The organism is Paraburkholderia aspalathi, from assembly GCF_900116445.1.
GTDB classification, from domain to species: domain Bacteria; phylum Pseudomonadota; class Gammaproteobacteria; order Burkholderiales; family Burkholderiaceae; genus Paraburkholderia; species Paraburkholderia aspalathi.
This window is the reverse complement of sequence record NZ_FPBH01000031.1, coordinates 103391-124294: the sequence shown is the minus strand read 5'-3', so window position 1 is coordinate 124294 and position 20904 is coordinate 103391. Positions and strand designations below refer to the sequence as shown.

Annotated in this window: 16 protein-coding genes and 1 pseudogene; 8 read left to right on the top strand and 9 right to left on the bottom strand. The window is 63.2% G+C overall.

Features of this window, described 5'->3' with window-relative positions; all coding sequences use genetic code 11:
* Positions 1 to 245: pseudogene (gene katE, locus BM438_RS35380) on the top strand (catalase HPII); the annotation flags it as partial.
* Between the two features lie 360 nt (positions 246 to 605).
* Entirely contained in the window at positions 606 to 1424 is an 819-nt protein-coding gene (locus tag BM438_RS35375; RefSeq protein ID WP_093644368.1) for a helix-turn-helix transcriptional regulator, read from the top strand.
* Between the two features lie 86 nt (positions 1425 to 1510).
* Here BM438_RS35375 and BM438_RS35370 read toward each other — a convergent pair whose 3' ends face one another.
* Complete coding sequence (locus BM438_RS35370) at positions 1511 to 2452, bottom strand: LysR family transcriptional regulator (RefSeq protein WP_093644366.1); 942 nt, start codon at positions 2450 to 2452, stop codon at positions 1511 to 1513.
* Positions 2453 to 2668: 216 nt separating this feature from the next.
* On the opposite strand from BM438_RS35370, the gene BM438_RS35365 reads away from it, so the two are divergent.
* Genes BM438_RS35365 through BM438_RS35355 form a run of 3 tightly spaced genes read left to right on the top strand, consistent with a single transcriptional unit; the run spans position 2669 to position 5751 of the window.
* Complete coding sequence (locus BM438_RS35365) at positions 2669 to 3868, top strand: amino acid aminotransferase (RefSeq protein ID WP_093644363.1); 1200 nt, start codon at positions 2669 to 2671, stop codon at positions 3866 to 3868.
* A 54-nt stretch (positions 3869 to 3922) separates the two neighbouring features.
* The gene (locus BM438_RS35360; RefSeq protein WP_093644361.1) at positions 3923 to 4714 is read left to right on the top strand and encodes a class II aldolase/adducin family protein; all 792 of its coding nucleotides are present in this window, start codon (positions 3923 to 3925) and stop codon (positions 4712 to 4714) included.
* Between the two features lie 53 nt (positions 4715 to 4767).
* Positions 4768 to 5751, top strand: a complete 984-nt coding sequence (locus BM438_RS35355) for a 2-dehydropantoate 2-reductase (protein ID WP_093644359.1) — start codon at positions 4768 to 4770, stop codon at positions 5749 to 5751.
* Positions 5752 to 5848: 97 nt separating this feature from the next.
* Here BM438_RS35355 and BM438_RS35350 read toward each other — a convergent pair whose 3' ends face one another.
* The 4 genes from BM438_RS35350 to BM438_RS35335 all read right to left on the bottom strand — a co-directional run bounded on the left by BM438_RS35350 (position 5849) and on the right by BM438_RS35335 (position 11374).
* Positions 5849 to 6040, bottom strand: a complete 192-nt coding sequence (locus BM438_RS35350) for a hypothetical protein (RefSeq protein WP_093644357.1) — start codon at positions 6038 to 6040, stop codon at positions 5849 to 5851.
* Between the two features lie 19 nt (positions 6041 to 6059).
* Positions 6060 to 7778 (bottom strand): FAD-dependent oxidoreductase, encoded by a 1719-nt coding sequence (locus BM438_RS35345; RefSeq protein WP_093644355.1) that lies wholly within the window; start codon positions 7776 to 7778, stop codon positions 6060 to 6062.
* A gap of 226 nt (positions 7779 to 8004) precedes the next feature.
* A complete protein-coding gene (locus BM438_RS35340; RefSeq protein WP_093644353.1) occupies positions 8005 to 9957 on the bottom strand; it encodes an AI-2E family transporter in 1953 nt (650 codons plus the stop codon).
* Between the two features lie 136 nt (positions 9958 to 10093).
* Entirely contained in the window at positions 10094 to 11374 is a 1281-nt protein-coding gene (locus BM438_RS35335; protein ID WP_093644351.1) for a DUF445 domain-containing protein, read from the bottom strand.
* Positions 11375 to 11568: 194 nt separating this feature from the next.
* On the opposite strand from BM438_RS35335, the gene BM438_RS35330 reads away from it, so the two are divergent.
* The 3 genes from BM438_RS35330 to BM438_RS35320 are packed head-to-tail and all read left to right on the top strand — an operon-like array spanning position 11569 to position 16217.
* Positions 11569 to 12711 carry a metallophosphoesterase family protein gene (locus BM438_RS35330; protein WP_093644349.1) on the top strand — a complete coding sequence of 381 codons (1143 nt, stop codon included), beginning with the start codon at positions 11569 to 11571 and terminating at the stop codon, positions 12709 to 12711.
* A complete protein-coding gene (locus tag BM438_RS35325; RefSeq protein WP_093644347.1) occupies positions 12708 to 15332 on the top strand; it encodes an AAA family ATPase in 2625 nt (874 codons plus the stop codon). The genes BM438_RS35330 and BM438_RS35325 overlap by 4 nt, the downstream gene beginning before the upstream one ends.
* A gap of 57 nt (positions 15333 to 15389) precedes the next feature.
* Positions 15390 to 16217, top strand: a complete 828-nt coding sequence (locus tag BM438_RS35320; protein ID WP_093644345.1) for an alpha/beta hydrolase — start codon at positions 15390 to 15392, stop codon at positions 16215 to 16217.
* Positions 16218 to 16227: 10 nt separating this feature from the next.
* Here the strand turns inward: BM438_RS35320 and cobJ are convergent, their stop codons facing one another.
* From cobJ to cobG, 4 genes are read right to left on the bottom strand one after another with little or no spacing between them, the layout of a single operon-like run.
* Complete coding sequence (cobJ, locus tag BM438_RS35315) at positions 16228 to 18018, bottom strand: precorrin-3B C(17)-methyltransferase (RefSeq protein ID WP_093644343.1); 1791 nt, start codon at positions 18016 to 18018, stop codon at positions 16228 to 16230.
* On the bottom strand, positions 18006 to 18737 hold the full coding sequence (locus BM438_RS35310) for a precorrin-2 C(20)-methyltransferase (RefSeq protein WP_093644341.1): 732 nt from the start codon (positions 18735 to 18737) through the stop codon (positions 18006 to 18008). The genes cobJ and BM438_RS35310 overlap by 13 nt, the downstream gene beginning before the upstream one ends.
* Complete coding sequence (locus tag BM438_RS35305; RefSeq protein WP_093644339.1) at positions 18738 to 19364, bottom strand: precorrin-8X methylmutase; 627 nt, start codon at positions 19362 to 19364, stop codon at positions 18738 to 18740.
* A complete protein-coding gene (gene cobG / locus BM438_RS35300; RefSeq protein WP_093644398.1) occupies positions 19357 to 20835 on the bottom strand; it encodes a precorrin-3B synthase in 1479 nt (492 codons plus the stop codon). The genes BM438_RS35305 and cobG overlap by 8 nt, the downstream gene beginning before the upstream one ends.
* Between the last annotated feature and the right edge of the window lie 69 nt (positions 20836 to 20904).

Sequence of the window (20904 nt, the reverse complement as noted above, 5' to 3'; positions counted from 1 at the left end):
AGAAGCTGGCGCAATCGGGCGACGCACGGCATTTCGTGCTCGAAGCGTTCAAGCACCTGAAGGCGATTGCGGCCATCGGCGCGGGGCGTGACGTGTTGACTGCGGCTCACTTGCCAGCCAATGCCGATGGTGTGGCAACCGGCGACGACAAGCAGGCTGCCGAGGTGCTGAAGACCTTCATCAAGGTGGCCGAACAGCATCGCGTGTGGTCGCGTGCCGCACAGGCGGAGACGGTGCCGGCATAGCCGCATCAAGGGGCAAGGGTCAAGCAGTCGGGTTGATCAAGCAGAACTGGCCGGGGAGAACCGGCCAGTTTTTTTGCGTGCCGAATAACCGGACTCGCTCCTGAGACTTCCTGACCCGCGCGAACTGCCGCACGCAGGATCGTGGCCCTCTGGCAGATTCGGGAATGGGTCGAGGCAGGCAAGGTCGATTTCCTTGCTGTCAAGTTGGGAGCGTTGTAGTTTTATCGCCGGCCGAAGGGTTTGGGAGGACTCGGCGGCGTGAGCGGATTTCGCCGTGAAGGCAGCGCAGCATCAGATGCAATGCTTCATTGTGCTACGCTTGCCAGACCAAACTCCACGTAGCGTGACCTTGCCATCATCATGCGTTCCTGGCGCATATCCACATCGGCCCGTAGCGGGCACATCAACACCTCGCGTGTGACCGACCTCGTCATGTCGATCTCACATGACGATCCGGACGCGCTTGCTGCAAGCATTCTGAAGACGGTTGGCGACGCGCTTCCCGTTTCTCAGTGCACGATTTTCGCGTACGAATTCGACGCGAGACCGCGCACCGTCTCCGCCGCCGACCATCGCGGCGGCCGGTTCCTGCGCGATGTCGCTGATCGCTACGCCACGCACTTCTATGCGCTCGACGGAAACCGCGCCATCGTCGGCGGCTCGCAAGCGAACCAGGCGCGCGAGGCGTTAGTGCTGCATCAGCAGCAAAGCGAAGAAATCGAAAACGAAGCCTACCGCGCGGCCTGCTACGCGCAGCCCAACGTGTCCGACCGCTTGTCGTTGCTTTTGCAACCCATGGAAAGCGTCTGGCTGTCGATCAATCTGTATCGTGACAGCGCGTACGGCATGTTTCAGCCAGGCGAACTGGAACATGTGGAAAGCTTGGCGCATCTGTTCGCGCACGCTGCAAAGAGCCATTACGCGCTCAATGGGCAGCATCAGCAAGGCACGGCAGCCGCGATGCTGGCACGGGTCAGACGTGCCTGCCCGGCGCTGACGCCGCGCGAGATCGACGTGCTGCGCGGCACGCTCGAAGGCGCAAGCGCGGCCGAGATCGCCGAGCAAATGGGCGTCAAGGCTACCAGCGTGATTACGTATCAGAAGCGTGCTTACGCGCGGTTGGGGATTTCCAGCCAGCGCCAGTTGTTCGCGCTATGTTTGCAGCCTGAGCGGTCTTGAGCCGGCGCGCTTAAATTGCAGCCGTAGATTAATCGCGAGACGGCCGAAGAAGAACTGCCGAGGTGCCGTGGAACTCGCACCAAAGATCATCCGCGTTTTGCCCGCGCATCCACCTGCGTCTCGCGATCCCAGCGCTTCAACCAAGGCATGATGAATTCCGCGAAACCATCTGCGGGCGGTGACAGTGCACGTTCGGTCGAACGATACACACACACTTCACGGATCGTTTCAGGATCCACGATCCGCTTCATCACGAGGCCAAAGGTTCGCGCAAGCGGCGCGACATAGGCGGGCGCGAGTGTCACGGCAAGCCCCTGTGACGCCAGCCCGAACGCTGTCGTAACGTTGTCCACCACATCCACCGGAATGATGCGCGCCTCCGCCGGCAGATTAGCCAGCATCTGTTCGACCGCACGCTCGTGGTCGCGGCCGGTGGCAACAATGGGCACACCGCGCAGGTGCTGCCACTGCACCCGGCGCCGCGTGCTCAACGGATGCGTCGGCGCGCACCACATGACCCACGGGCTCGCGAAGGCCGGATCGCAACGCACCCGCGTGCCGCTCTGACGATCCGGGCCGATCGCGAGATCCACGTCGCCGCTTTCCACACGCTCCACCAACTGTTCGACCACGGTGTCGCAAATGCGCACGACCACTTTCGGTTTGTCGCGCGCATATTCGGCGATGGCCGCCGGCAGCGCGGTGGCCGCGAGCACCAGCGGCGCGCCGACTCGCACGATCCCGGCCGCGCGATTACGGATGTCGTCGGCGGATTGAGCGGCGGCGCGCACATAGCGCAACACCGATTCGGCCGACGACAGAAAATCCTGCCCCGCGCTCGACAGATTGACGCGTCGCGTCGTACGGTCGAAGAGGCGAAAGCCCAGTTCTGTTTCCAGTTCGGCCAGCAACTGGCTGACCGCGGACGAGGTTAGCCCGAGCCGTTCCGCCGCCGCGCCGATGCTGTGCAAATCGACGATGGCGAGAAACGCTTCGAACTGACGGATGGTGACGCGTGTGAGTGGCATCAGGCGATTCTAAAGAAAAACTTACGAATCGTGAAAAATCGATTGATTGTAGATAGCGGGGCATTGGTCGACACTTGTCCCGATCGACGCGAAGCTGGAAACCCGCTTAGACTTCCGACTCGCCCAAGCTGCTACGACCAGCCTGCAACAGTCCACACTCAGGGTATACGCAGGCCGCAATCAAGCCGCATGCAGGGCTCCACTCAAGGAATTGCCATGTTCGACCACATTCCCGCCTATCCGGGCGACCCGATCCTGAGCCTGAACGAGGATTTTCAACTCGATCCGCGACCCAACAAGGTCAACCTGAGCATCGGCATCTATTTCGACGACGCCGGCAAGCTGCCGGTGATGGACGCCGTGCGGCGCGCCGAAACCGCGCTGCTCGATTCGATCGGCCCGCGCTCCTACCTGCCAATGGCGGGCCTGCCGCTTTACCGCGACGCAGCACAGGCGCTGGTGTTCGGCGCGGACAACGAAGCGCGTGCGGCGGGTCGGATCGCGACCTTGCAGACCATCGGCGGTTCAGGTGCGCTGAAAGTCGGCGCGGATTTTCTGAAACGTTATTTCCCGGCCTCGCAGATCTGGATTAGCGATCCGAGTTGGGAAAACCATCGTGTGGTATTCGAAGGCGCGGGCCTCACGGTCAACACGTATCCGTATTACGACGAACACACCGGCGGCTTGCGTTTCGCTGACATGCTCGACACGATCAGCCGCTTGCCGGAACAGAGCGTCGTGCTGCTGCACGCGTGCTGCCACAACCCGACCGGCGTCGATCTGAGTCCGGCGCAATGGGCAGAATTGGTGCCGGTATTGCAGCGCCGCAAACTGATTGCGTTTGTCGACATGGCGTATCAGGGTTTCGGCGCAGGTCTTGAAGAGGACGCCGCCTGCGTGCGCCTGCTCGCCGATGCGGGCGTGCCCTTGATCGCCGCGAATTCGTTTTCGAAGAACTTCTCGCTGTACGGCGAGCGCTGCGGTGCGTTGAGCGTGGTGTGCAAGAGCAAGGAAGAGGCGGCGCGCGTGCTCGGTCAATTGATGTCGACGGTGCGCGCCAACTACAGCAATCCGCCGACGCATGGCGCGCGTCTCGTCGCCAACGTGCTGTCCGACGCATCCTTGCGTGCCTCGTGGGAAGCGGAACTCGCCACCATGCGCGAACGGATTCTCGCCATGCGCGGCACGATTCACGAAGGCCTCGCAGGCCGTGTCGATGAAGTGATGCGCGCGCGTTACGTCGCGCAGCGCGGCATGTTCACGTACACGGGTTTGAGCGAAGCCCAGGTCGAGCGTTTGCGCAGCGAACACGCTGTGTATGTGCTGCGTTCGGGACGCATGTGCGTCGCCGGATTGAATGCGCGCAACGCCGGCTATGTGGCGTCGTCAATCGCGGCGGTAGTGGCGGGCGCATAACGGCTGCTATTCGCAATGGCTTGACGATAACGAACGATAAATAAGGAGACCCTGATGACGACTCTTGAAATGCCGGCGGCGAGCCCTGCGAAGGCCGCCGCGATGCACCCAGACGAATGGCAGGCGCGCGTGCAACTGGCCGCGTGCTATCGCATCTTCGACATGCTCGGCTGGACCGAGATGATCTACAACCACATCACGTTGCGCGTGCCGTCGAGCGTGAGCGGCGGCGAGCGCCACTTCCTGATCAATCCGTTCGGCCTGCACTACAGCGAAGTGACGGCGAGCAATCTCGTGAAGATCGACGCGCAAGGCCGCGTGCTCGACAACTCGCCGTATCCGGTGAACCCTGCGGGTTTCGTCGTGCATGCAGCGATTCACGAAGGCCTGGCCGATGCGCACTGCGTGATGCACACGCACACCACGGCCGGCGTCGCGGTGGCCTGCCTCGAAAACGGCCTGGAGCAAACCAACTTCTATAGCGCGCAGTTACATGACCGCATCGCGTATCACGACTTCGAAGGCATCACGGTGCATGCCGAGGAAGGGCCGCGTCTGCTCGAACATATCGGCCACAGGCAAGCGGTGATCCTCCGCAATCATGGCCTGCTGGCATGGGGCCACACCTTGCCGCAGACTTTCGCTATTCTGTGGACGCTCAACCGCGCGTGCGAAATCCAGATGGCCACGTTTTCGATGGGCCGCGCGCGGCCGGTGCCGGAGGACGTGGCGATCCGTTGCTCGCGCGACTCCTTGCAATTCGATCCGCGTCACGGTGCGGGGCAGGATGTATTCGATGCGCTGGTGCGGCGCGTGGATCGCATCGACACGGGCTACAAGGATTAACGCGGACATTGAGCCGAAAGATTGACCTAGGGATTAACGCAAGGATTGAAGCAATGAAAGTAGGTATCTACGGTGCCGGCGCGATCGGCGGCTGGATGGGGGTGAAGCTCGCGCAGGCCGGCCACGACGTGAGCGTGGTGGCGCGCGGCGCGACACTCGGCGCGTTGCAGCAGCACGGCTTGCGTCTGATCGAAGGCGGCGTGACGCACACGGTGAAGGTGACGGCGAGTGAACAGCCGGCGGACCTCGGCGTGCAGGACCTCGTCGTCGTGGCGGTCAAGGGGCCGGCGATGGCGTCGGTGGCCGCGCATATTGCGCCGCTGCTCGGCCCGCAGACGATTGTGCTGACAGCCATGAACGGCGTGCCATGGTGGTTCTGCGACGGGCTCGGCCGTGATTTTGCCGGCAAGCGGCTGAAGTCGATCGATCCTGACGGTGCGATCGCCGCCGCGATTCCGACCGCGCAGACCGTGGGCTGCGTGGTGCATGCCAGTTGTCTGATCGAGGCGCCGGGCGTCATCAGGCATCACCAGGGCAATGGGCTGATCGTCGGCGAAGCGTCGGGGCAAGCGAGTGAGCGCGTCAAAACGCTCACCGCCGCGCTGGCCGCAGCGGGCTTCAACGCGTCGATGTCGGAGCAGATTCAGCGCGACGTCTGGTACAAGCTGTGGGGCAACATGACGATGAATCCGATCAGCGCCATCACCGGCGCGACCACCGACCGGATTCTCAGCGATGAACTGGTGCGCAATTTCGTCACGAGCATCATGCTGGAAGCGAAGGAAATTGGCGCGCGTTTCGGTATTCCGATCGAACAGGCGCCGGCGGATCGTCACGAGGTCACGCTCAAACTCGGCGCGATGAAAACCTCGATGCTGCAGGATGTGCAAGCCGGCAAGGCGGTCGAACTCGACGCGCTGGTGGCTGCGGTGCGTGAACTAGGGCAGCTTACCGACGTGCCGACACCTTACACCGACGCGTTGCTCGGCCTCGCGCGCCTGCATGCGAGTACGTTGGGGTTGTATCCGCGGCAGTGAAGGTTGCGACGACCTCCGAAAAGAAGCCGCCCCATGTGATCAACGGGGCGGTTTTTTCCGTCTTATGTTTCGCGCGTTATTTAAAGGGCTTTCAGCATCACGCAGTCACGGCCGAAGAAGCCGGCAGCTTCGCCGCTTCGATCAACGACAGTGCTCGCTGCGTATCGCCGAGTTCCGTCATGCACAGTAGCGCAAGACGGGCCAGATATAAGGGCGCTTGCGCTTCGCCTTCAGCGGTCAGTGTCTTGCAGAGCTTCGTGTAGACGAGGTCGAGTTCGCTATCGGTCATGGTGTGGGTTCCTCTTGCGTCAATTCGTCAGACCGGCCGTCACGGCGCTTTGCACATCCGTCGCGTTGCCGTTGCGCCAGCGGGCGAGCACATGACCGTCCGGCCTGATCAGATAGACGGTGCCCGGTGTGGCATCGAGCATCTCATGCAAGCGTCCCGCCGGATCGACTACGTGCGGGACGTTGGCGCGCGGTGCATCGCCTTTGACCAGCGTGATCGCCTTGAACGGGATGCCGTGTTCGGCGAGCGCATGGGGCAATTGCTGCCACGCTTCGTCTTGCGCCGTGTCCGCGCCGAAGCATAGTGTGGTGAAGCATGGCCCAAGCAGATCGGTGAGATGGATATCGACCTGTACGCCGTCGCACGTGCGTTGAAGTCGGCACTCCGGTAGTACAGTGCCTGGCGCCGGACCCTTGGCGAACGCGCCGGATGCAGCCGCTGCGACCCAATTGAGCGGCGATTGGGCATATGCAATCGCATGCGTTTGCCGCGGATTGATCAGTGGCCGCACCGCCGGATGATGCGCGGCAAGTCCCAGAACGGCCTGGCGCATGAGGTCGAACGCGAACGAGGGCGGCGCCATGAATTCGGTGCTTTTCATACCGTAGCTCAGGTTTTCACGCGCCGCAAACACGCGCTCGTCGCTGTAGCTGTCGAGCAGGCGGTCCGACGCAATGCCGTTGACGACGCAACCGAGTTTCCAGCCGAGATTGTCGGCGTCGTCGATGCCGGAGTTCGCGCCACGCACGCCGAAAATCGGCACGAGATGCGCGGCATCGCCCGCGAACAGCACCGAGCCGTGACGGTAGCGTTCGAGCGTCAACGCATTGGCCTTGTAGACCGTAATCCAGATCGGCGACCATTCGCCCGTTTCGCCCATCGAGTCCAGCACGCTCTGCACGCGCGGCATCACGTTTTCAGGTTTGATCGCGGCCTCGGGATCTTCATCGTCGCGAAGCTGGTAGTCGATGCGCCAGACGTTGTCGGGCTGCTTGTGCACCAGCACGGTGGAGCCGGGATTGGAGGGCGGATCGAAATAGGCGAGACGTTCGGTGGCGCGCTCGCTTTCCAGTTCGATATCGACAATCACGTAGCGCCCCTCGTACGTGGTGCCGGTGAGCTTGAGGCCGAGCGCCTCGCGAATTGTGCTGCGGCCGCCGTCGCAGGCGACGACCCAATCCGCGCGCATTTTCCAGGCGGTGTCGCCGGTGCTGAGGTCAAGCGTTGCACCAGTTGCGCCGTTGCCGGTATGTTGTTCAATACCGGTCACGCGGGTTTGCCAGCGGATATCGATCAGATCGGCATGCTGTTCCACTTTGTCGAGCAGCAACTGTTCGATCTGGTATTGCGCGATGTTGATCATCGGCGGCAGCGATTGCTCGTCGTCCTGATGCATGGCGAAGCGGAACACTTCGGCATCGCGGTAGAAGCTGCGGCCGCCCGTCCACGGCAAGCCTTTTTTCAGGAAACCGTGCACGGCGCCGAGGCGTTTGAAAATCTCCAGGCTGCGGCGTGAAATGCAGATCGCGCGACTGCCGGTGCAGACACCGTCATCGGCTTCGATCAGCACCGAGCGTACGCCCTGGCGAGCCAGCGCAAGCGCCAGCGTCATGCCGACCGGACCGCCCCCGACAATCGCTACGGCGCGCCGCTGAGGGTCGCACCCGTCGACAAGCGGCGGCACCAAGCCCGCATAGGAACGCGGCGTGAACGGATAGGGTTTGAAACTGCGGCTCATGCGTGTCTCCTGGATCTTCGTTGCCGATGGATTGCCCGCCGCGGCTTGAGTGCTCTCTGGAGGCGGTGCGAATCGATTGGTGAAGTATGAAGGAGGGGTAGCGCGTGGCTGTCCTCATTTTGGGTACAAGGACTGGGCGTTCCGGCGATAGAAAAGGCCGCAGGGCGCTCACGCCCCCTGCGGCCCTTCTGATTCTTGCAATGCAATGCAGACCGCGCGGAATTGCCTAATCGGCCCCGGCCAGATGCGAAGCCTGGCGCGAGTGCTGGACGCTCGCTCCCACCGTGCATTCCTCGATCATCGCGCGGAACGTCGGCGCCGCGTGTGAAGCGCCGGTCGCCCCCGTCTCCGGCCCGCTTTCCGGTGCGCCGCCCACGCCCACAACCAAGGTCGCCCTTGGCCGCCATTCCCGCGTGCGCCGCAGCATGTTGCGCAAATACGGCGGCGATTCCGGCGCGTCGAGCGAGATGATGCAGATGATCGGCGCGTCCTTGAAGCTCGGTTCGTCGGCATGCGCGCTGCGATAGCCCGAGTGCGTGGCCATCATCGGGGCGAGACCCTGGCGTCCGAGCAATTGCACGGCGATCGCGGCGGTGACCTCATCGAATGCGCCGCGTCCAGGCACGCACAGCACCGACGTCTTGTCGGTTTCATGGCGCAGCGCCGGATGGGCCGAAATGTGGCTGTCGTGCCGATCCGAAAGGTCAGCCGTCGCCGATGCCGAGATTGCCCCAGCGGAGTCAGCCGGTTCCGTGCGCGACAGGCGGTCCGGCAGGCCGTCGGAAATTTCCAGGTTTTCCACGATATCGACCAGTGCGTCATTGATTCGCGCCAGTTGCTCAGGCATCAACACCCCGCGCATCGCATCGTTGCGCGCGAGCTTGAGGCCCTCCAGCGCAACGTTGTCGTAGTAATCGATCAGCGACATCTCGCGCAGCAGGCGCTCGGCCTGCACGATGGCTTCATGCGGATCGTCCGCCAGAAGCCGCTGATAGAAGTTCTGCGCAGGCGTGAGAGCAGGCTGGTCGCCCAGCAGCACCGTGAGAAAGTTCAGACGATCCGCGTAGCGTCCCAGTGTGACGACGCACAACGTGAGCGGCGTGGACAGCACGAGGCCGATCGGCCCCCACAACCAGCTCCAGAAAATCGCCGCCACGACCACGGCCAGCGGCGATAGCCCCGAGCGATGACCGTACAGCAGCGGCTCGGCGATCTGCCCGGCTACTACATCGACGACGATAAACAGAATCAGCGTATAGACCGCCATGGTCCATTGCGGCTGGATGGCGGCAGCGAGAAACACCGCCAGAATCGCGGCGATCCAGATGCCGATGTACGGCACGAAGCGCAGCAACGCGGCAATCACGCCGAACAGCAGCGCACCCGGCACGCCGATGATCGCGAGCCCGATGGCAATGATCCCGCCCGCGCTGAGATTCACGCCCAGTTGCGCGACAAAATAGCGGCTCAACCTCCCGGCGGCGTCGTTAATCGCAGTGGTAGTGCGGTGCAGATCGCGCGAACCGAAAAGACTGATCAAACGGTCGCGCAGGTCTTCGCGCTGCAGCAGGATGAAGATCGTGACGACCAGCACGATAAAGGTGGTCTCGATCGGCGCAATGGCGGGTGACAGCGCGCGTTGAGCGAGTTGCATCGGCGTGGGCGACGGCTCGTGCACTTCGACGGGCGTCGGCACAGCGGGTGCGTTGCGCGCTGCACGTCCGGTAAGGCGCGGCGGGCTCGGCTTGGTCGGCGCGACGCGTTGCAGCGTGGCGGCGGCACGGCTCATCAGCGAATCGGCCCGGCCGACGGTTTTCTCCTGCACTGTCTCGATCTTTTGCTCGATCGCCGCCTGATACTGCGGCAGATCGCCCGCCAGTTGCACCAGTTGTGCTCCGATCAGCCCGCCGACTGCCAGCAGGGTGGCGAGGGCGAACAGCACCGCGATAAAGATCGACGGCAACTGGCCCATGTGCAAGCGCCGCAGCGCCTGCACCAGCGGTGCGAGCAGAAAGCTGAGCAGCACGGAGAGCGTGATCGGAATCAGCACCTCGCGGGCGAAGTACAGCGCGCAGACCACCACGACGCCGGTAATGACCGAGGCCAACCCATGCAGACTGGGTGTGCCCGGAGGGTATACGCGGTTCGGCCGCCCGGTTGGCGGTAACGATATTTTCATGGACACACTTCTCGATGTTGTGGCGCTGACGTTTTTACTGAGGGTTCGCGCGGCTGGAACGGCGGCGATCGGTTAAAGCGCCCGAGCAATTCATATGCCCGGATTGTAGGCGCTTTGTAGTGCGGCGGCCGTATCCCTAGCCCATGTGCAAACGCAACAGCTCGAACAGCTGTGAGCTTGCATACAGTAGCAAGCCGATAAAGCCGCCCACAATCGTCCCGTTGATGCGGATGTACTGCAAATCCTTACCGATGTTCAACTCGATTTGCCGTGACATGTCGCGTGCGTCCCAGTTTTTCACTGTATCGCTGATGTGGCGCGTGAGGAACTGGGCAAAATCCGGCGCCATGGCGCGCGCCGCTTCTTCCAGATGGTCGTTCAGCGACTGGCGCAGCGCGGGGTCATGCGCCAGTTCGCGGCCTACCCACTGGCCCATCGCCATCACCCGGGCGTGCAGGGCCGAATCGCTGCTTTGCAGATCGCGTTTGAGCCATGCGCGCAATTCGCCCCACATGTCCTTCACATACGTGCTGAGCGCTTCGCCTTCCACCAGATAACGCTTCAATTCCTCGCCTTTCTGCAGGAATGCCGGATCGGTCTTGAGTTTGACGATCAGTTTCTGGGCGGCGTCGTCGAATTTCTGGCGCAACTGATGAGCAGGGTTCTCACTGATCTGCTCGAGCATCCGGTTCACCGCATTGGCGATCGCCTCGGCGCCTTTTTCCCCAAGCCACGCCGAGGGCAGGATCATCTCCATCTTCGGATATTCGCTCTTCACCCATTCGACGATGCGCTCAGCGATAAACTCGCGCGCCTGCGGTTCGCGCAGCAGCGTCACGACCTGTTCGATGCCGGCGTCGAGCAGTTCCTGATGACGGCCGTCCTTGGTGAGCGTGTCGAGAATCGAGCCCATGGATTGCGACAGATCGACTTTGGCCAGCACGTCGCGTAAGGCGTCCTTGATGAAGACCTGGATGCGCACGTCGTCGGTCAGTTCGAGAATGCCGCCCGTCAGTTTGACCACGTAGTCGCCCAGCCGCGCGGTATTGGCCGGTTTCGTCAGCCAGCCGGTGATGCTTTGCGCCGGGTCGTGTTTCTGGATCAGTCCGACCAGCGACGGCACGTCCAGAAATTTGTCCTGCACGAACACCGCGAGGTTGTCGGCGATCTTGTGCTTGTTCTTCGGAATGATCGCCGTGTGCGCAGAGACGATCGGGATCGGCACGCGGCGAAACAGTGCGACCACAGCGAACCAGTCGGCGAGCGCGCCGACCATGGCGGCCTCGGCTATCGCCTTGATGCCGTCCACCCAGAGGCCGCGTGGCATGAAGGCTGTCACAAGGAAAACGCAGGCTGCGGCCGCCAGCAGCAGTAGCGGGGTGCGCTTGGCCTTCTTCAATTCGGTTTCTTTGTTCATCGGCAGCAGAGCAACGAGGTTTTATTCGATTGGAATGGTGCGGTGCGATCGGGACGCTGGTCCAGAAACGGGAGTGTAGCGCCGCTGTTCCGGCCGTGTGGAGCCGGCTTGGGACAGTTTTTGACCGCAGGCGCGGTAACATGAGCGCCGAATGAACATCGAGCGACGACGCAATTGAACGGAATGGAGGCACAGTGATCAGGTTTCTGCACACCGCGGACTGGCAGATAGGCACGCAATTCGGCCAGTTCGAGCCGGACGAAGCCGCGCATCTCGCGGAAGCGCGCTTCGAGATCGTGCGCCGGATCGCTGAGGAAGCGGCGGCGCGCAAGGTCGACGCCGTGCTGGTCGCCGGCGACGTATTCGACCTGCAGACCGTCTCGGACACGGTGATCCGCCGCTTATTCGGCGCGCTGCAGGCGTTCTCGGGGCCGTGGATCATGTTGCCGGGCAATCACGATGCGGCGCTGGTCGAGAGCGTCTGGACCCGTGCGCAACGCCTGAACTGCGTGGTGCCGAACGTACAGCTCGTGCTCGAACCCGGCGTGGTGACGCTCGATGCCTGCCAGTGCGCGTTGCTCTGCGCGCCGCTCACGCAACGCATCACTTACGACGACACGACTGGCTTCTTCGACACGACGGAGACGCCGCCCGGCTATCACCGCATCGGTCTCGCGCATGGCAGCGTGAGCGGGATTCTGCAGGAGGGCATTGATTCTTCGAACCCGATTGCGCCGACGCGTGCCGCGAGTGCGCGTCTGGACTATCTCGCGCTTGGCGACTGGCACGGTCATTTGCGCGTCGACGAACGCACCTGGTATGCCGGTACCCACGAGCAGGACCGTTTCCGCGCCAATGATCCGGGCTTCATGCTCGACGTCACGCTGACTGAGCCAGGCGCCGTGCCGGTCGTTGAAGCGGTGCGGGTCGGTAAATATCAATGGCATCGTTGGGAAGAGACGATCTCCGTGCCGACCGACGTCGATTCGCTCAAGCTGCGCCTCAGCGCGTTAGGCAGTCACGACGTGCTGCGCGTGACCGTAAGCGGCTCGACCGCACTGGCCGAAGCCGAAGCGATTCACGTCGCGATGGAAGAAACCCGTGCGCGCGTGCGTGCGCTACGTGTCGATCTGAGTGGTCTGCAGGTGCTGCCCACCGCCGACGACCTCGCCGAACTCGGCGCGCAGAGCGGCTACCTCGCGAAGGTGGTGGCGCGTCTGCGAGGCTTGCAGGAAGACCCGCAGTCCGACCCGCAACAGGTCAAACGCGCGGCCGAGGCGTTATTGCTTCTGGCGCGTTTTCAACGTGAACTGCCGCGCGAAGCGAGGTCCGCATGAAGCTGGAAAGCATCGCGATTCAGGAGTTCAAGCAGTTCACCGGACGGCTCGTTATCGACGATCTGCAGCCCGGACTCAATCTGTTCACCGGCCCGAACGAGGCCGGCAAGAGCACGATCGCCGAAGCCGTGCGGGCCGTGTTCCTCGAACGCTATAAGGCTTCGCATCTGAAAGACCTCCTGCCGTGGGGCAAGGCGAGCGGGCAGCCCTCGGTTGAAGTGACGTTCGATATGGACGGCACGGCGTGCAGGTTGTCGAAGCAGTTCGTCACCCGGCAGCGCTGCGAATTGAAGATCGGTCAGACGGTGTTCGGCGAGGACGAAGCGGAAGACAAGCTCGCCGTGCTCCTCGGTTTTTCGCGTGCAGCGCGTGGGCCGCTAAAGGCGGAGAACGCCGGCGTTCCCGGATTGTTGTGGGTGCAACAAGGCGGCACGCAGGAGGTTCGCGATTCCACGGGACATGCTGCGCAGTATCTGCGCGATGCGTTGTCGCAACTCTCGGGCGGCCATGAATCGGCGGGTGAGGATGCGCTGATTGCGGCGGTGCAGCGCGAGCTCCGGCATCTGCTCACGGCGCGTACGCAGAAGTCCACCGGGCCATTGGCTGAGGCCGAACAGGCGTTGGCAGCGCTGATCGAAGAGCGCGACGAGCTGGAGCAGCAGCGTCAGCAGTTCGACGAGAACATCGTGCGGCTTGCCACGCAGCAGGAAGCCTTCGACGACGCGCAACGCAAGCGCCCATGGGAGCTTCATGAGCAGAAGGCCGTGCAGGCGCAACAGCGCGCTGATGCCGCGGCCGAACTCGAACGGAGTCTTCAGGGCTTGGCGCAATCGCTGCAATTGAAGGACGCGGAGTTAGCGCTTTCGTTGCAACAGGAACAGGCGGCGACTGAACTCGAAACCGCCGTTGCACGCGAGCGGCAGCAACTCGACGCCGCACGAGCCAATGTCTCGACGGTTCAGAACGAGCATGCGCAGGCTCAGGCGAGCGTGGCGAAATTTGAGCAGGCGTCTGCCGATGCCAACCGTGCGTACGAACTGGCGAACGCCGCGGTGACCGCGGGCGATTTGCGCAGTCAGATTGCGTTGCACCGCACAGAAAGCGAACGGCTCGAAGCATCGATCGCGGCTGCCGGCGAGGCGAACGAGGCCGTACTGGAAGCAACGCGCGCAGCGGCCGCGCTCGAAATCGACGGAGCACAATTGAAGCGGCTCCAATCGCTCGATGCGGAATTGACAGTGCTGCGTGCGCGGACCGAAGCGGCGATGACGCGGATCGAATACCGGTTGAATGGGACGATCACAGTCGGTGATGCGAAGGTAAGCGGCGAGGGCGTGCTGCGGATCGACGAGGAGAAACTGATCGGTCTTGGCGAACTCGGCGAATTGCGGGTGATTCCGGGCGTTTCCGATCTGTCGGCGCGCTTGTCCGAGTTGGCGTCGCTCGAAGCCCAGCATGCGCAGTTGTTGCAGGCGCTGGGCGTGGCGTCGTTGGGTGAGGCCGAGGCCAGGCTCGAGCAGTGGAAGACGCTGGTCGCGCAGCAGAAAAGCCAGGCGAAGATTCTTGAGGTGCATGCGCCGCAGGGTATCGACGCACTGCGGGCAGCGTTGGCTTCGGCGGATGCGCGATTGCAAACGGCTAACGGACGGCTTGCGGCGTTGCCCGATGTCTCCGCCGCGCCACCGCTCGACGAGGCTCGCCGCAACGCCGACATCGCGCGTGATGCGCTGGAAGCCGCCAGAAAAGCATTGGAGCAAGCGGCGGAAAAGCGGTCGACGGCTACGGCCACGACGGAATCGCTTGCAGCGCAGCTCCAGCGCAAGGAAGCGCAACTGGCTGACGAAGCGTTCCGCCGCAACCGCGCGCAGTGGCAGACGAAAATCGTCGAGCAGCGCGTGCAGGTCGAGGCGTTGAAGAAACAGCTCGAAGGTCGCGAGCGTGAGTTGGAAGCTGCGCGTCTCGACGACCCGGCCGCTGAAGCGAAGCGCTATCGGGCGTCGGCGGAACTTGCGCGCAACGAGCAGCACACGCGGCAATTGCGGATCGCTGAGTTGCGCAGTCAACTTGAGACAGTCGGCGCGTCCGGGCTCGGCGAGCGTCTCGCAACAGTGAACGCCTCAGTCGAGCAGGCCACGCGGCGTAAGGAAGAACTCAGCTTGCGGGCAAGCGCTTTGAGTCTGCTCGACGAAGTGCTTGTCGACGAACGCGATGCGGCGGTGGCGCAACTGCGCGCGCCGTTGACCGAGCGTCTCGGGCACTACTTGAAGCGGATTTTCCCGCAGTCGACAATTGCGCTCGGCGACGATCTGAGTCCGGCGACGCTAGATCGTTATGGCCGCGCGGATACGCTCGATGCGTTGAGCTTCGGGACACGGGAGCAACTCGGCATTCTGACGCGGCTCGCGTATGCGGATCTATTGAAGGCGTCGGGTAGGCCCACCTTGCTAATGCTCGACGACGCAGCCGTGCATACCGACGCGACGCGGCGCGATGCGATCAAGCGCGCGCTGATCGATGCGGCTACGCGGCATCAGATTCTGGTGTTCACGTGCCATCCGGAGCTTTGGGACGATCTGGGCGTCAGGCAGCGGGCGATTGAGGATTTGAAAGTGGCGGCATAGGGCGTCTTGGGACGCCTTGGTTTCGTTGAATGTTTCGTTGAATGACCCGGGAACGTCATGACTCAACTTTATCGCGGCATGGATCCGGCGGCACTGCGTGCGGCCTACGACAACGTGGCGGCGGTGGCCGACGTCGCTGAGCGCATGCTCGGCTTTCAGGAGCGCAGTGCGGCGCTGTATGCCACTGTGCCGTGCCGACGTGACGTGGCGTACGGTCCACGGCCCCGGCAACGTTTCGACTGGTTTCCGTGCGGGAAGCCTGACGCGCCGATTTTCGTGTTCATACACGGCGGCTACTGGCAGGCGCGCAGCAAGGAAGATTTTGCGTTCGTCGCCAGTGGGCCGCTTGGGCGTGGCTTCAATGCTGTGCTCGCGGAATATACGTTGGCGCCGGACGCGTCGATGACGCAGATCGTCGGCGAAATGGATGCGCTGCTGGCGGCGCTGGCGGCTGATCGTGATGGGCTGGGCACGCGTGGTCCCGTGTGCCTTGCAGGGCATTCTGCAGGCGGCCAGTTGAGTGCGCTTTATCGCACGCATGAGTCTGTCGTGCACGCCATGCCGATCAGCGCACTGGTGGACCTGGAGCCGATTGCGATGTCATGGCTCAACGAGAAGCTGCAGCTAACGCCGGCGGAGATCGATGCGTATAGCCCGATGCGGCATATCGGCAAAGGTGTGTCGATGACTGTCAGCGTCGGCACGGCCGAGTTGCCGGAACTGGTTCGGCATTCAGAGGAGTACGTGGCGGCGTGTCGGCAAGCGGGTGAGCAGGTGGAGTTCGTGCCGCTCGCCGGGTGTAATCACTTTACTATCCTTGAAGACCTTGCGCGGGCCGATGGGGTGCAAATGGAGGCGTTGGTGAAGGGAACGGGGCGCAGGTGACCCACTGTGCTCACTGATACCACCGCGGCGTGTAAACCCATTCATCGCCATCGATACCGTTAGCAAACGCGCGTGTCGTCGACGACCCGACGATCACCATCGTGCGCATGTCCACATCGGAGGAACGCAGTTCACCGAGCGTGATCGTGCGCAGTGTGCTGCCCGCTCTGCCGATATCGCGACCAAGCACGACTTTCGTTGCGGCAGTGCGATATTCCCGCACGATGTCCAGCGCTTTATCCAATTGCCACGGCCGTGCTCGGGAGATCGGGTTGTAGAACGCCATCACCAGATCCGCTTCGGCCGCATGCCGAAGGCGTTTTTCGATGATGCTCCACGGTTTCAGATTGTCGGACAACGACAGCATGCAGAAGTCATGGCCCAACGGCGCGCCGGCTTGCGCTGCGGTTGCCATCGCAGCTGATACCCCCGGCACGATGGCGAGTTGGACCGCCCGCCAGTCGGCGTTCGTCGAAGCGCCTTCTTCGAGCGCTTCAAGCACCGCGGCCGCCATCGCAAACACGCCAGGGTCACCCGACGACACCATTACCACTGACCGTCCCGTGCTCGCCAGTTCGAACGCATGGCGCGCCCGCTGCATCTCTTCGCGATTGTCCGTGCCGTGTACGCGTTGGTCGGCACGCAAGGGGCCGGCCATTTTCACGTAGGTTTCGTAGCCGAGAATATCGGTGGCTTCGTTCAACGCTGTTCGAGCGGCGGGCACCATCAGCTCCGCGCTACCGGGGCCGAGGCCGATCACGGTCAAGCGGCCGCGCGTACGGCCAATTGTGTCCGGGTCGATTGCCAGCGCTGCTAGCGCGAGCGCGACTCCTGCTTCCGCGTCGTCATGCAAGGTTTGATAAGGGACGCGCAGCGCGGCGTGCAGCAAATTGCTCGGCGGCTCGCCGTCCTCCGGGCCCGCCTGGGCAAAACGCAGCGGCACGTTCAGGCTCGCCGCGGCATCGGCGAGCGCCGGGTTCGCCATGTGTTCGGAAGGAATCAGCAATGCTGCGAGCGAAAGCGGTGCAAGACCGTGCGCGTTCAATGCCTCATGTACGAGCGCGGCGATTCGCTCGCCGGAAGTCGTCTGCGTATCAGGATCAGAATTGGTAGCGAGGTCTGTATCGGTGTTGGAAGACGCACCCGGACTCGGAACGGCCACCGCCGCCACCACACTCCGCGGATGAATCACCAACTCATCATCTCGCCCATCCCACGCACGCGGCGTCACTCGAATCACGAGACGTGCCGATTCCGAGCGAGGCAGTTGCGCATCATCGAGCCACGGCGCTTCACCCTCAATGCGCGTGCTTTCACCAGCCAGAAGATCCGACACGAAGCGCTTACCTTGCGCTATATCGGCAAGCGCATAGCCCTCAGGCGGATTGAGCACACATGTTCCGAAGCGCAATTCGCCACTCGTCGTGATCGCTGGCGACACGTTCAACGCAGCCGCGATCTCGCGAGCCATCACGTTAACGCCTGCAAGGCCGCCGAGCAAGGGCACGACCGCACTGCCGTCTTCTGCAACGGTCAGCACCGGAGGCTCGACGCCTTTATTCGACAGCAAGGGCGCCACGCAACGGATCACGATCCCAGCAGCGCACAGCGCGATGATTGGCGTACCGCGCGCATACAGATCACACAGATGCGCGCGGAGTTCCGTGTACGAGACGTCAGCCTCGACTCGGCCCTGCAAGGCATGAACCTGGCATCCGGCATACAGCATCCGGATACGCCGTGCGGTCTCCAACGCGCCCGCACCGAGAATCACGATCGCGGGTGGCGTCAACCTTGCCATTTTTCCCCCGGCACCACGAGTAGCGAAAAGTACGGCGAGGCCATCGGATCGACTTCGTCGAGCGGCACGATGCGCTGATTGCCCATGGTGGCGCGTTCGACGTAAAGCGCACGATGCGCGAGCCCCAGTTCGCCGAGCACGCGCCGCACCTTATCGAAATTGCGGCCCAGTTTCATAATGACGGCTGCGTCCGCATCGGCCAGACGTCGGCGTAGTTCGTCTTCTGGCAACACGCCGGAGAGCACCGACAGACTCTGATTGCGATACACCAGCGGCGAGCCAAGTACCGCTGCGCCGCCGAGCATCGAGCACACACCGGGCACGACTTCAGCCTCGAACCGGGCTGCGAGGCGGTCGTGCAAATACATATACGAGCCGTAGAAAAACGGATCGCCTTCGCAAATCACCGCGACGTCGCGACCCGCATCGAGATGGCCGGCGACGACCTCCGCAGCGGTGTCGTAGAAGTCGGCGATGATCGCCTCGTACGAAAGCGGTGGTTCGAGCGCTTCGGTCGTGACGGGATAGACGAGCGGCAGATGCTGTTGAGCGTCATGCAAATGCGCCTCGATGATGCTGAAGGCGTTGCCCTTCTTACCCTTCGCGACGAAATACGCGACCACGGGTGCCGCTTTCAGCAAACGCAGCGCTTTCAGCGTGATGAGTTCCGGGTCGCCGGGGCCGACGCCGAGTCCGAATAAACGTCCTTGCACGGTCATTTACTCGACCTCCGTCGCCAGTGCGTTCACGGCAGCGGCGGCCATGGCGCTGCCGCCGCGTCGTCCGTGAACCACGACGAAGGGCACGCCGCGGCTGTCTTCGGTCAGCATCGCTTTCGATTCGGCCGCGCCGACAAAACCGACCGGAAAGCCGAGGATCAGCGCGGGCTTTGGCGCGCCTGCATCGAGCATATCGAGCAGATGAAAGAGGGCGGTCGGCGCATTGCCGATCACGACGACGCTGCCGGCCAGATGCGGCCGCCACAATTCGAGCGCGGCGGCCGAGCGCGTATTGCCGAGTTCGCGCGCGAGCGCAGGCACGTCCTGATGCGTGAGCGTGCAGATCACGTTGTTGTTCGCGGGCAGTCGAGCGCGCGTGATGCCTTGCGCCACCATGCCGGCGTCGCACAGAATCGGCGCGCCTTGCGCGAGCGCCGTACGGCCCGCGGCGCCTGCGCCTTCGGAAAACTGAAGATCTTCAACGACGTCGATCATGCCGCAGGCGTGGATCACGCGCACCGCGAGTTTCTCGAGGTCGGCAGGGATACGCGATAAGTCGGCCTCCGCACGTATCGTCGCGAAGGATTGGCGATAGATCTCCTGACCGTCGCGAATGTAATCAAGCATCTGAGGGGCTCCGGGCCGGGTGTGCCAATGGGTCGAGCATATCGGCGGCCTGTTCGATCGTGAGTTGGTGCGCGACGCACGAGCCGAAACCCGGCTGGCCGTCGCGGCGATAAAGGTCGTAGGTGCCGGGCGCCGCGGCCAGCAGCGTGTACGGCGCGCAATGTGCGGCGGCGCATGAGCGCGGACAGCCGCTCAGATGGACGTCGACGCCGTCGGGCAGGCGATCCGCTAGAAGTAACGCGTCGGCTTTGGTGTTAGCGAGGCTTTTCGCGCAGCCTGTGGAACCGGCGCAGGCGATTAAGTGCGTAATGGGTTGTGCGGGATCGCAGGCGAGCCCCAGCGCATTCATTTCAGCGAGCACGGCGGGCGCGGCATCGGCAGCGATATCGGGCAGTAATACGCTTTGCCAGGGCGTCATGCGCAGCGTGCCGTTGCCTTGCTGTTGCGAGAGCGTGGCGAGGCCGCGCAAGGTCGTGGCGTCGAGGCGTCCGAGCGGCGGTTGGCCGCCTACGTGCAGCATTCCCACAACTCGCTGTGCGTGCGCGCCGAGTCGGAGCGTGGCATCGGCAGGTGTGGGGCGTTGCCAGTTTGCAAGCGATGTGTCGCGTGACAGCGGGAAATCGACGTACGTTTGAGCGTGCTGCAATACGGCGTCGATGGAATGCGCGGCGAGCAGGTGACGCATGCGCGTGTCATCTGGAGCGGCCAGATCGAGGAACGTGTGCAGCAGCGCGCAGACGAGGTCTGTGACTTGCGAAGGCAGCACGGCGGCGAGAGCGCCGGCGTAATTCGGATGAGGATGGTCAACGGCGCTATGCGCGATGTGTTGGAATGCATCGGCATTCGCCAAAGCTGGCGGACAACCCGCCAATCCAAACACAAATCGCACATCGTCTTCGGCCTGCGTCGCCGCGAGCCAGACATCATGCGGATGATCCAGTCTGGCAAGACGCTCACCACCATCGAGCAGAAGCGCGAATTTCGGCGATAGCGCCGCGAAACGCGCTTCGGATTGCAGCAAGGTGAGCAGTTCAACGCAAAGCGGCCTTGTATCGAACAGCGCAAACGGATCGCGTCCGGCAGTCGGGCTCACCATCACATTGCGAACATCGTCCGCCGAGGTCGCGAGCAGCACGCCGGAAGCATCCACCGCACCGCCCGTCGGAATCGGCCCAAGCCCCGCATCGACCAGCGCCGCGATCAACGCCGCCTCATGCCCGCTTCGCACGCCACGCACCTGCAGATTCGCGCGATTGGTCAGCTCGACCACGCCCGCCCCATACCGCTCGCTGACATCAGCAATCACCGCAGCCTGCGCCGCACTCAACTCGCCGCCGGGCAATTTGATCCGGCAGATCCCCCCATCGCGCGCGGCAACGATGCGCAGCAGCCCCGGACACGCCGAAGGCCGCAGCACGAGAGCCGCGTCAGGCAAAGCAGTGGAGGGCGAAGCTTGATTCAAGACGGACACCGGGTTGAGCGTCGCGCGACGGCCCGAGCAAGCCGCAAAGCGGCCGTTGCTACGGCATCGGTACACCCC

Bases quoted from the DNA above. Each gene is read 5' to 3' on its own strand.
- BM438_RS35375 (WP_093644368.1), top strand. From the start codon at position 606: ATGCGTTCCTGGCGCATATCCACATCGGCCCGTAGCGGGCACATCAAC.
- BM438_RS35370 (WP_093644366.1), bottom strand. From the start codon at position 2,452: ATGCCACTCACACGCGTCACCATCCGTCAGTTCGAAGCGTTTCTCGCC.
- BM438_RS35365 (WP_093644363.1), top strand. From the start codon at position 2,669: ATGTTCGACCACATTCCCGCCTATCCGGGCGACCCGATCCTGAGCCTG.
- BM438_RS35360 (WP_093644361.1), top strand. From the start codon at position 3,923: ATGACGACTCTTGAAATGCCGGCGGCGAGCCCTGCGAAGGCCGCCGCG.
- BM438_RS35355 (WP_093644359.1), top strand. From the start codon at position 4,768: ATGAAAGTAGGTATCTACGGTGCCGGCGCGATCGGCGGCTGGATGGGG.
- BM438_RS35350 (WP_093644357.1), bottom strand. From the start codon at position 6,040: ATGACCGATAGCGAACTCGACCTCGTCTACACGAAGCTCTGCAAGACA.
- BM438_RS35345 (WP_093644355.1), bottom strand. From the start codon at position 7,778: ATGAGCCGCAGTTTCAAACCCTATCCGTTCACGCCGCGTTCCTATGCG.
- BM438_RS35340 (WP_093644353.1), bottom strand. From the start codon at position 9,957: ATGAAAATATCGTTACCGCCAACCGGGCGGCCGAACCGCGTATACCCT.
- BM438_RS35335 (WP_093644351.1), bottom strand. From the start codon at position 11,374: ATGAACAAAGAAACCGAATTGAAGAAGGCCAAGCGCACCCCGCTACTG.
- BM438_RS35325 (WP_093644347.1), top strand. From the start codon at position 12,708: ATGAAGCTGGAAAGCATCGCGATTCAGGAGTTCAAGCAGTTCACCGGA.
- BM438_RS35320 (WP_093644345.1), top strand. From the start codon at position 15,390: ATGACTCAACTTTATCGCGGCATGGATCCGGCGGCACTGCGTGCGGCC.
- cobJ (WP_093644343.1), bottom strand. From the start codon at position 18,018: ATGGCAAGGTTGACGCCACCCGCGATCGTGATTCTCGGTGCGGGCGCG.
- BM438_RS35310 (WP_093644341.1), bottom strand. From the start codon at position 18,737: ATGACCGTGCAAGGACGTTTATTCGGACTCGGCGTCGGCCCCGGCGAC.
- BM438_RS35305 (WP_093644339.1), bottom strand. From the start codon at position 19,364: ATGCTTGATTACATTCGCGACGGTCAGGAGATCTATCGCCAATCCTTC.